General features: G+C 69.1%; 9 protein-coding genes and 2 pseudogenes. 2 read left to right on the forward strand and 9 right to left on the reverse strand.

Translation table 11 applies throughout. The annotated features are described in order from the left end of the window. Nucleotides 1–158 precede the first annotated feature (158 nt). The 6 genes and pseudogenes from ACH4F6_RS39565 to ACH4F6_RS39590 form a co-directional block, all read right to left on the reverse strand. Nucleotides 159–416: pseudogene (locus ACH4F6_RS39565) on the reverse strand (hypothetical protein); the annotation flags it as partial. Nucleotides 417–735: 319 nt separating this feature from the next. Next, nucleotides 736–2421, reverse strand: coding sequence for a ribonuclease J (locus ACH4F6_RS39570; protein ID WP_397965509.1), 1686 nt, complete (start codon nucleotides 2419–2421; stop codon nucleotides 736–738). Between the two features lie 192 nt (nucleotides 2422–2613). After that, complete coding sequence (locus tag ACH4F6_RS39575) at nucleotides 2614–2781, reverse strand: hypothetical protein (RefSeq protein ID WP_397965510.1); 168 nt, start codon at nucleotides 2779–2781, stop codon at nucleotides 2614–2616. A gap of 27 nt (nucleotides 2782–2808) precedes the next feature. Next, the gene (locus ACH4F6_RS39580) at nucleotides 2809–2949 is read right to left on the reverse strand and encodes a hypothetical protein (protein WP_397965512.1); all 141 of its coding nucleotides are present in this window, start codon (nucleotides 2947–2949) and stop codon (nucleotides 2809–2811) included. Between the two features lie 329 nt (nucleotides 2950–3278). Next, complete coding sequence (locus ACH4F6_RS39585) at nucleotides 3279–3623, reverse strand: MerR family transcriptional regulator (RefSeq protein WP_397965513.1); 345 nt, start codon at nucleotides 3621–3623, stop codon at nucleotides 3279–3281. 963 nt (nucleotides 3624–4586) lie between these two features. Next, nucleotides 4587–5042: pseudogene (locus ACH4F6_RS39590) on the reverse strand (ATP-binding protein); the annotation flags it as partial. Between the two features lie 194 nt (nucleotides 5043–5236). Here ACH4F6_RS39590 and ACH4F6_RS39595 point away from each other — a divergent pair. Beyond that, nucleotides 5237–6019, forward strand: a complete 783-nt coding sequence (locus tag ACH4F6_RS39595) for a hemolysin III family protein (RefSeq protein ID WP_397965515.1) — start codon at nucleotides 5237–5239, stop codon at nucleotides 6017–6019. A gap of 91 nt (nucleotides 6020–6110) precedes the next feature. Here the strand turns inward: ACH4F6_RS39595 and ACH4F6_RS39600 are convergent, their stop codons facing one another. The 3 genes from ACH4F6_RS39600 to ACH4F6_RS39610 all read right to left on the reverse strand — a co-directional run bounded on the left by ACH4F6_RS39600 (nucleotide 6111) and on the right by ACH4F6_RS39610 (nucleotide 8604). Beyond that, entirely contained in the window at nucleotides 6111–6512 is a 402-nt protein-coding gene (locus ACH4F6_RS39600; protein WP_397965516.1) for a CBS domain-containing protein, read from the reverse strand. A gap of 45 nt (nucleotides 6513–6557) precedes the next feature. Then, nucleotides 6558–8054 carry a DEAD/DEAH box helicase gene (locus ACH4F6_RS39605; RefSeq protein WP_397965518.1) on the reverse strand — a complete coding sequence of 499 codons (1497 nt, stop codon included), beginning with the start codon at nucleotides 8052–8054 and terminating at the stop codon, nucleotides 6558–6560. A gap of 346 nt (nucleotides 8055–8400) precedes the next feature. Then, nucleotides 8401–8604, reverse strand: coding sequence for a cold-shock protein (locus tag ACH4F6_RS39610; RefSeq protein ID WP_031045667.1), 204 nt, complete (start codon nucleotides 8602–8604; stop codon nucleotides 8401–8403). A 451-nt stretch (nucleotides 8605–9055) separates the two neighbouring features. Between ACH4F6_RS39610 and ACH4F6_RS39615 the strand changes: the two genes are divergently transcribed. Beyond that, nucleotides 9056–9535 carry a hypothetical protein gene (locus tag ACH4F6_RS39615; protein ID WP_397965519.1) on the forward strand — a complete coding sequence of 160 codons (480 nt, stop codon included), beginning with the start codon at nucleotides 9056–9058 and terminating at the stop codon, nucleotides 9533–9535. Nucleotides 9536–9781: the final 246 nt, after the last annotated feature.

Raw genomic sequence — 9781 nt, forward strand, 5'->3', positions numbered from 1 at the left:
AAGCGCTGGTCGCGGGTGCGGGCCGTCAGGGATCCTGGGCCCGTGCCTCGACGCCCGAGCTTTCGACGGCAGCGCTCGGTCGGCCTTGTCCGGAGTGGTGCAGCGGATCCTGCGGCGGCGCAGGCGGGCGCGGGGTCTTACGGGGAGACGGACGCCACTCACTCGCTCCTTCCTGTGGTCGTGGGGATGTCCGTGCCTTCACCGGCAGCCGGCGATCCGCCCGTGGTGCGCGGATCCGGATGCAGACCGTCGAGCAGGATGCGGATCAGGGCGCCGGGGAAGTCCGGGTCGTTGTCGATGCCGGCGAGCGCGACGAGGCCGTCGAGGATCTGTCCGAGAGAGACGTCGTCGCGCACTTCTCCGCTGCGTTGCGCGGCGCGGAAAAGGGGTTCGCCTGCCGCGATGGTGCGGGAGCGGCTGGTAGGGACTGTGAGGCGGCCGGAGCGTCAAATGAGCGTCATGTCTGACGGACTTTCTCTCCTCCTTTGGCCGGTACACCGGGCTGTCCGCGTTTCTGATCCCCGTGGCCGTCATGTTGCTGCTCGGGCGGCAGGTCAGCTGCTGGAGGCGCTGCGGGATGCCCGGCGCAGCGCTCGCCACCGGGCCGCCCGGGCCGACCCGGTGGGCCGGTGGGCCGGTGGGCCGGTGATGAGGCTGGACATCAGGACCGACTCGTCGCCGGGTTTCACCTCCTGCACATCGGCGTCCGCCCCCGGGCACCTGCCCGGGTGTGGCTCAGGCGTCGATGATGACGGGGATGATGAGGGGCTTGCGACGGTAGGTGCGGAACGCCCAGTTGGCGACGGCCCGGGCGATGAGCTGTTCGAGTTGGCGCGCGTCCCCGACGCCTTCCTTGGCCGCGGTGGCCAGGGTCTTCTCGATGACGGGGATGACCGGCTCGAAGGTGGCGTCGTCGTGGACGAAGCCCCGGGCCAGGAAGTCGGGGGCCTCGGCGAGGGCGCCGGTGTCCGCGTCGACGATCGCCACCACCGTGACCACGCCTTCGGCGGCGAGGGTGAGGCGGTCCTTGAGGGACGCCTCGGTGGCGCCGCCGACTTCCATGCCGTCCACGTAGACGTTGCCGGCGGGGACCTTGCCGGTGATGGACGCGCGTCCGTCGACCAGGTCGACGACGACGCCGTCCTCGGCGATGACGACCCGGTCGGGGTCGACACCGGTACGGATGGCGAGGTCGGCGTTGGCCCGCAGGTGGCGCCATTCGCCGTGCACGGGCATGACGTTGCGGGGCTTGACGATGTTGTAGCAGTAGACGAGTTCGCCGGCGCTGGCGTGCCCGGAGACGTGCACCTTGGCGTTGCCCTTGTGGACCACGTGGGCGCCCCACCGGGTGAGTCCGTTGATCACCCGGTAGATGGCGTTCTCGTTGCCGGGGATGAGGGAGCTGGCGAGCAGGACGGTGTCGTCCTTGCCGATGCGGATCATGTGGTCGCGGTTGGCCATCCGTGACAGCGCGGCCATCGGTTCGCCCTGGGAGCCGGTGCACACCAGAGTGATCTTGTGGTCGGGGAGCTTCTCCAGCTCCTTCGTGCTCACGACCAGACCGGAGGGGACCTTCAGATAGCCCAGGTCACGGGCGATGCCCATGTTGCGGACCATCGACCGGCCGACGAAGGCGACCTTGCGGCCGTGCTGGTGGGCGGCGTCCAGGACCTGCTGGATGCGGTGCACGTGGCTGGCGAAGCTGGAGACGATGACCCGGCGCGGCGCGGTGCGCATCACCTGCTCGATCGCCGGGTTCAGCTCTCGCTCGGAGGTGGTGAAGCCGGGCACTTCGGCGTTGGTGGAGTCGGTGAGGAACAGGTCCACGCCCTCCTCGCCGAGGCGGGCGAAGGCGCGCAGATCGGTGATGCGGTCGTCGAGGGGGAACTGGTCCATCTTGAAGTCGCCGGTGTGCAGCACCATCCCGGCCCGGGTGCGGATCGCGACCGCGAGGCTGTCGGGGATGGAGTGGTTGACCGCTACGAACTCGCAGTCGAAGGGCCCGAAGCCACGCCGGTCGCCTTCCCGCACCCGCACGGTGCGCGGCCGGATGCCGTGTTCCTTGAGCTTGGCCTCCAGGAACGCCAACGTCAGCTTGGAGCCGACGACGGGAATGTCGGACCGCTCCCGCAGCAGGTACGGCACGCCGCCGATGTGGTCCTCGTGACCGTGGGTGAGGACCACGCCCACGATGTCGTCCAGCCGGTCCCGGATCGAGGTGAAGTCCGGCAGGATCACGTCCACGCCGGGCTGGGTCTCCTCGGGGAACAGCACGCCGCAGTCGACGATGAGCAGCTTGCCCGCGTGCTCGAAGACGGTCATGTTGCGGCCGATCTCACCCAGGCCGCCCAGGGCTATGACCCGCAGCCCTCCTTCGGGAAGGGGCGGGGCGGCTTTCAGCTCGGGATGCGGATGACTCATACCCTGACGGTACCCGGAGAGCGGGACAGGATGATCCATCACCTCCTCCCGACAGGGTCGGGGCACCATAACGGGTGTCCGGGGACGATCCGATGACGCCGGCGGCCGGACAGGGAGGGGTCAAGGCGGGGTCCAGCCGAGGTGAGCTCAAGAGCCACCACGAGATGATCTTGGAGTCCTGAAGGCGGCTGGTCAGGATGCGGTAGGCATCGCGCGGGCGAGCGGCGCCAGGTTTCCGTACAGGGCGGCGTGCAGGGCGGCTGCGAGTTCGCGGGCCCGGCTCTCGTCTGCCACGTCGTGCAGTACGAAGTGGACCGGCCCCGCGGAGGAGTCCGAGCGGATCTCGCCGGCGCGGATCATCTGGATGACCGCGGCACGGATGGCGTCCTACACCGAGTCGGCGACGGCGTGCTGCGGAGCGGTGATCATGTCGGCCTTCACCGTCCAGTGCTCACCCAGAGACTCGATGGCGACGAAGACGGCGTCCCGCTCCTTGGCCTGCCGGTACGCCGCTTCGAAGGCCGCCATGCCCGTCGCGTCGGGATGAGGTCGGCGGGGTAGGGAGCCGGCAGCGGCTGCATGAGAACCATCGTGCCAGGCGCGCGGGACGGCACGGACGTCGACACGGCAGGCGTGTGCCTCACTGGGCCTGGCAGGCCGCCGATGGGCAACCGGCGCGCTGGCAGGGCTCCGGCCCGGAACTGGTGGAACCGTCTTGGACAGGGCAAGGATCCCGGCGTGGTGATCGCCGGGGTCCTTGCCCTGTGGTAGTCAGGGCGCTCGTTTCAGGGGCCGATGGTGGGGTGCAGTCGGTGGCGGGCCGGGAGCGTCGTCCGTGTCTTCGCGCCGGCGTCCGGTCAGGCTGGGGTCTTCGACTGCGGTTCGGGGCCTTGTGTGCGCATTTGCTCGTTGATGCGCTGCGCTTCTTCGAGTTGGTCTTCGAGGACGATGATGCGGCAGGCAGCTTCGATGGGGGTGCCCTGGTCGACGAGTTCGCGGGCACGGGCAGCGATGCGCAGCTGGTAGCGGGAGTAGCGGCGGTGGCCGCCTTCGGAGCGCAAAGGTGTGATCAGGCGGTGTTCGCCGAGGGCGCGCAGGAAGGCGGGGGTGGTGCCGAGCATGTCGGCGGCCCGGCCCATGGTGTAGGCGGGGTAGTCGTCGTCATCGAGAGGGGTGACGGCGCGGGGACTGCCAGGGGGCATAGACCTCTTCTTCCGGGGGACGCGTCGGGGGGCCCGGGCGCCGTACTGGCGCCCGGGCCCCGAGCTTTCAACACCATCTACCGGCGAACTGCGCCGGCCTTGTACGTCCGCAGGGTCCGCCTGGGAGGGCGGGACTGCGGGGATCGCGGATGCGTGACCGGGGACCACCTTCCAATCCGGGGCCTGCGGTACCCGGGCGGACTCTTCCTCGCCCGGGCGATCCTGATGGCGTCTCGCTCCTTACCTTCGGTTACTCGGTGGTACTGCTGGATACCGCGGGTACTGCTCACGGCCCTCTTGGGCCGTGTCCTGCTTGACCTGCCGGCATGGCAGTTCGTGTCTGCCGTGCCCACTTCGACTTGCTGGGTACGACAAAAACAGTAACCCTGTGGCGGGCCAATGTCTACTGTCGCCACGACAGGTTTTCTCCATGGCTAGCGTCTGGAGTTCTTCCGCAGACACACTCGAAAGAGTGCTGTCCCGGGTTGCTCCCTGACTCGGCGACCACATGCTGACCCTGGAGGCACACAACCGATCCAGGGTGGGGTGACAGCGCATGACCGCCCTGGAGACCGGCCTTTACATCGGTACAGCCGTTGGCGCTGAAATTGATCATGACCCTGAGTTGAGGGCTGCCACCGCCCCCGGGCCGCCGAGGTACGCGTCAAACGGACCATGGGATGATCTTGTCCCGTGAGTGATCCGCAGGGTTGCGGTGTGCGCGGAGGCCGGCTGGCCCGCTTCCATGAACGACGGCGGGAGGCTCGCCGCAGCAGGGGGCCGCGGCGGCGGTCGTCGGAGGAGGCTGCTCAGCGGGCGGCCGACGACCTGGAGGGTGTTGGCCGGCGGGATCGGCCACCGGCCCGGTGGCGGACTCGCCATGAGGCTGCCGAGCGGGCCGCCGACTACCCGGCGGGCCGGTGGACACCTGCGCCAGGTTCCGGCGCCCAGGGACGGTGACAGCAGGCGGCCGGCCGGATCGCCACCGGGGTCGTCGGCCAGCACGACGGCGGCCCTGACTCGCTTGCCCACCGGCTCGCGGCGCACCTCGAAGCTCTGGCACATGGCCATGATGATCTCCAGGCCGTGCTGCCCGACCCGGCCCGGGTCTGCGGGGCAGGCCGCGGGCAGGGTCGGGTCGGTGCCCCAGGCGCTGATCTGGACGGCGCCTTCGCTGACCTCCACGTCCAGCAGGCAGGGGCCGGGCGCGTACTTGTAGGCGTTGGTGACCAGCTCGCTGACGGCCAGCTGCACGGTGCCCATCGCGCGGTCGGAGACCAGGATGCCGTGTACTGCCTGTACGTCGGTCAGGAAGCGGCGGGCCGCGCTGCGGGCCTCGGTGATCGGTTCGCTGCCCTCGAAGGCGAGGGCCGACGGTATCGGGCGGCGGGCCAGTGGCTGGTCCTCGTTTCCGTGCACCACTGGGTCCACACCGCCACCCTCATCCTGAGCAACCCGGTTGAGGCGCACGAATACCCCCGAAACGACATGGCGCGCACCGCACGACCGGTCCCCCGCCCGGCGTGACTTTCCTGTGGCGGCCACCGCAGCCCGGTTGGTGGCGAGACCGACCTCGGCGGACGCTGTCACGGGCAGGCTCTTAGCATGATCGGATGGTTGCCGATGATGCCCAGAAGAACGGGGCAGGACGGGAAGTTGTGTCTGGGGACGCCGTAGCCGGTCTCCCCGGCGGATCACATCATGGCAATGCCGGGGAGGAGGCTCACCCGGTTGCCGACCTGGTCGAGTGGGCGGCCGACCTGGTCGAGCCGGTCAAGCCGAAGCTGCGTGGCTGGCTCCATGCCGCGATGGTCCCTGCCTCGGTGAGCGCCGGCATCGTCCTCGTCTGCCTGGCTCGGACCCCGCAGGCGGCCCTGGCCTGCACCGTGTACTCCGTCACCGCCTGGCTGCTGTTCGGGACGAGCGCCGTCTACCACCTCGGTACCTGGGGGCCGATGGGCGAGGCCGTCCTGCGTCGCCTCGATCACGCCAACATCTTCCTGATCATCGCCGGGACCTGTACCCCTCTGGCCGTGCGCCTCCTCCCTGCTGACCAGCGAAACCTGCTGCTGTGGATCGTATGGACGGGCGCGCTGACCGGTATCGCCTTCCGCGTGCTGTGGGTCAACGCTTCCCGCTGGCTGTACACCCCCTGCTACCTGGCCCTGGGGTGGGCACCGGTGCGTTACCTGCCTGACTTCCTGCACACCGGCGGTGCGGCCGTGGTCACCCTGACAGTGACCGGCGGTCTCCTCTACAGCGCGGGCGCGGTGGTCTACGCCGTCCAACGCCCCGACCCCTCGCCCCGCTGGTTCGGCTTCCACGAGGTGTTCCACGCCTTGACCGTGGCGGCCTTCACCGCGCACTACATCGCCATCTCCCTCGCCGTCTACTGACGGTGGAGCCGTTCGGACACGAGCACCATCTCTGCGCGCCACAGCCCTCCAGGGGGAAGAGAAGACGGGCCCGGACAGGGGTGACGGCGGTTCAGCGAGAGAGGCCGAGGACGCCCAGAGCGTTGCCGTGTCCGTCGACCAGGGGCGGGGCCCCGAGCCGGCGGCAGCGCATCGTACGCTCGGCTTCGGCCCTCGTGGCCAGCGGCGAGGCGAAGGGCTCGATGACGTCGGCGATGTCACGCAGGCGGATCCGGTCCGTGTATCCGGAGCCGTCACGAACGGCCGCGAGCCGGTCCCGGGTGACCAGGCCGGTGCACATACCGTCCTCGTCGCAGACGACCAGCTGACCTGTACGGGCGGCGGCCATCACGGACAGTGCCACCTCCACGGTCATGTCCTCCCAGACCTGTGGTCCGGCCGCGTCCGCGGGATCGGCCGCCGTCTGCACGGCGTTGGTAGGTGTTGAGCGGAACTGCGTCTGGTCCAGCGTCAAAGGGTGCCTCCTGCGAAGTTGGGCGGGCTTCCCGACACGAAGGTTCTATGCCGCCGTACCGGCGGTGGACTGCCGTACGAGCGCGCGGCGGGCCGCCGAGACGGGGCGGCGCCGGCCGCGTGAGGTGGCGCCGCGCTTCTTGGGGCGTTCGACCACCGGTGCGGTGATGACGACCGGGATGCCGGAGGGGGCCTGGGCGCCGGTGATGCGGTGCAGGGCCTCTTCGCCGACGCGGACCTGGGTGGTCTGCGGGACGATGCCGGCCGCTGCCATGAGGCGGGTCATGCCGCGGCGCTGATTGGGGGTGACCAGGGTGACGACGCTGCCGGACTCTCCTGCGCGAGCGGTACGGCCGCCGCGGTGGAGGTAGTCCTTGTGGTCGGTCGGCGGGTCGACGTTGACGACGAGGTCGAGGTTGTCGACGTGGATGCCGCGCGCCGCGACGTTGGTCGCTACCAGCACGTTGACGTGTCCGGTCTTGAACTGTGCCAGCGTGCGGGTGCGCTGCGGCTGTGACTTCCCGCCGTGCAGGGCGGCGGCCCGTACCCCGCTGTTCAGGAGGTGTTCGGTGAGGCCGTCGACGGCGTGCTTGGTGTCGAGGAACATGATCACGCGGCCGTCGCGTGCGGCGATCTGGGTGGTTGCCGTGTGCTTGTCGGCGCCGTGAATGTGGAGCACGTGGTGCTCCATCGTCGTGACCGCGCCGGCCGAGGGGTCGACGGAATGCACGACGGGATCGCTGAGGTAGCGGCGCACGAGCAGGTCGACGTTGCGGTCGAGAGTGGCGGAGAACAGCATGCGCTGGCCTTCGGGGCGGACCTGGTCGAGAAGGGCGGTGACCTGCGGCATGAAGCCCATGTCGGCCATCTGGTCGGCCTCGTCGAGGACGGTGATGGAAACCCGGTTCAGCCGGCAGTCGCCACGGTCGATGAGGTCTTTGAGGCGTCCCGGCGTGGCGACGACGATCTCGGCGCCAGCGCGCAGCGCGCTCGCCTGCCGGCCGATCGGCATTCCGCCCACCAGCGTGGCCAGCCGCAGCCTCACGGAGCGGGCGTACGGGGCGAGCGCGTCGGTGACCTGCTGCGCCAGCTCACGCGTGGGTACGAGGATCAGCCCCAGCGGCTGCCTCGCCTCGGCGCGCTGCCCGGCCGTACGGGCCAGCAGCGCCAGCCCGAAGGCGAGGGTCTTGCCGGAGCCGGTGCGGCCACGGCCCAGTACGTCCCGGCCGGCGAGGGAATTCGGCAGGGTCGCGGCCTGGATCGGGAAGGGTACGGTCACGCCTTGCGAGCTGAGCGCGCCCAGCAGCGCCCCGGGCATGTCGAGATCGGCGAAGCCTTCCACGGCGGGGAGCGCGGGAGTGATCGTCCTGGGCAGCGCGAACTCCCCCTGGGCCGCGGCGGGCCGGCGGCCGTAACCACCGGAACGGCCCGGCCCGCCGGAGCGGCTCCTGGCCGATGAACCGAATCGGCTGCCGCCCCTTCCGGATTCGGCACTGCCGTTACGGGTGCGGGTGAAGCGGTCGTTCGTGCGTGTGCGGTTCATGCGGAACCTTCCTCGATGCGGCACATATCAAGGAATTCCCGCAGCGATCAGCAGCACAGAGAATTGCAAGAATGGGCCGGTGGAATGCGAAAGCGAATCTGACCGACGGAAAATCCGTGCGGCACAGGAGCTGGAATGAGTGGCGCGAAGCGGACGCAATGTTCGGGCGTCCGCCGCGATGAAGCCATGAAGGGATGCGTGCACCCCTGAAGGATGCTCCGCAGGCGGTGAGCCTACGGGTTTCCTGGTTGTCGTTCGCAGGCGAAACCACTGCGGAAAATGCGAGTAGCTGGGGCCCGCACCCCGAAGGACGCGGGCCCCAGCTACAACTACGCGACAGTCAGCGTCAGGCGAGAACGATGTTCTCGGCCGTCGGGCCCTTCTGGCCCTGCGCGATGTCGAAGGTCACCTTCTGGCCCTCCAGCAGCTCGCGGAAGCCCTGGGCGGCAATGTTCGAGTAGTGGGCGAACACATCAGCGCCGCCACCGTCCTGCTCGATGAAGCCGAAGCCCTTTTCCGCGTTGAACCACTTCACAGTACCAGTAGCCATATCATTTCTCCTTTGGGGCAGTGCATCGGGATCCGCACTGCACGGACCCCGTGTCGCCGCGATGATCACCCCGCCGGGAAAAGACCGGATAACAAAAGTGCTTCCAGTGGTACAGGCGCCGCCCGGAGGGCACTTGAAGTTTTGGGAACCACAACTGCAACTGAGATCGACAGTAGCACGCCGAAGCGGCCTGTGTACGGTGAAGAATCCCGCCCCACTTAATGCGGTAGAGAATCTGTCTGCCTGTCCCGTCGAAACCTCAGCTCGCGGGCACAGATTTTGGCCCAGCCGGAGCACAACGTTTCGGGAAGCTTTGGGGCGCGCCCAGCGTAAGGGCTGCTCCCCCGAGGGACGGTGCGGGCGGGCGTGGAGATCAGGGTGGCTCCGGCAAGCGTCACGGCCCGTCTCCGGCGCGGCGAAGGTCGACCTTGTCGGCCACTCGCAGGGCGGCATGGTGCCGAACTACTACCTCAAGCGGATGGGCGGGGCCGACAAGGTCGCGAAGTTCGTCGCGATCGCGCCCAGCAACCACGGGACGAGCGTGTCCGGGCTGTCCAGCCTCGCCGAGTCCTTCCGGGTCCTCGGCCTGATCAGCGTCCTCTACGACATCGCCGGCGTTCCCGGTCTCGCCCAGCAGGTCCAGGGCACCGCCTTCCAGAAGGCGCTCTGGGCGGACGGCGACACCGTCCCCGGCCCCCGCTACACGGTCATCGAGACCAACCGGGACCGGGTCGTCACCCCGTACACCAACGCCTTCCTGAATGGGCCGAACGTCCGCAACATAACCGTCCAGGACCAGTGCCCCGCCGACCCGGTGCCCCACATCGGCATGTTCGTCGACGGCCCGGTGCTGCAGAACGTCCTCAACTCCCTCGGCCCCGACGACCCCGCATTCCGGCCGACCTGCACCGACTTCGGCCCCGCCATCTGACCTCGGCACCCGCTCCACGACGGGCAGTTGACGCCCGGCAGGCGCCCGACCGGCGACACGTCCGGTCGGGTGCCCGCGTGTTTCCGTCACCTACAGGTAGGACCACTACTGAGCTTTTCGTTGGTTCTGTGGTGGTTGGGGCTTCAGCAGGGTGAGCATGATGGTGTGTCTTCCAGGCCGCGGGATGCTGTTGCTGATGTCTTCGTTCTGCCGCTGACGCGGCCGCAGTTGGCCGAGGCCCGTCGC

The sequence above is a fragment of the Streptomyces sp. NPDC017936 genome, assembly GCF_044328485.1.
Taxonomy (GTDB): domain Bacteria; phylum Actinomycetota; class Actinomycetes; order Streptomycetales; family Streptomycetaceae; genus Streptomyces.

Excerpts from the sequence above, each read along its gene's own strand:
- ACH4F6_RS39570 (WP_397965509.1), bottom strand. The coding sequence starts at position 2,421 with ATGAGTCATCCGCATCCCGAGCTGAAAGCCGCCCCGCCCCTTCCCGAA.
- ACH4F6_RS39575 (WP_397965510.1), bottom strand. The coding sequence starts at position 2,781 with ATGATCCGCGCCGGCGAGATCCGCTCGGACTCCTCCGCGGGGCCGGTC.
- ACH4F6_RS39580 (WP_397965512.1), bottom strand. The coding sequence starts at position 2,949 with ATGGCGGCCTTCGAAGCGGCGTACCGGCAGGCCAAGGAGCGGGACGCC.
- ACH4F6_RS39585 (WP_397965513.1), bottom strand. The coding sequence starts at position 3,623 with ATGCCCCCTGGCAGTCCCCGCGCCGTCACCCCTCTCGATGACGACGAC.
- ACH4F6_RS39595 (WP_397965515.1), top strand. The coding sequence starts at position 5,237 with ATGGTTGCCGATGATGCCCAGAAGAACGGGGCAGGACGGGAAGTTGTG.
- ACH4F6_RS39605 (WP_397965518.1), bottom strand. The coding sequence starts at position 8,054 with ATGAACCGCACACGCACGAACGACCGCTTCACCCGCACCCGTAACGGC.
- ACH4F6_RS39610 (WP_031045667.1), bottom strand. The coding sequence starts at position 8,604 with ATGGCTACTGGTACTGTGAAGTGGTTCAACGCGGAAAAGGGCTTCGGC.
- ACH4F6_RS39615 (WP_397965519.1), top strand. The coding sequence starts at position 9,056 with ATGGTGCCGAACTACTACCTCAAGCGGATGGGCGGGGCCGACAAGGTC.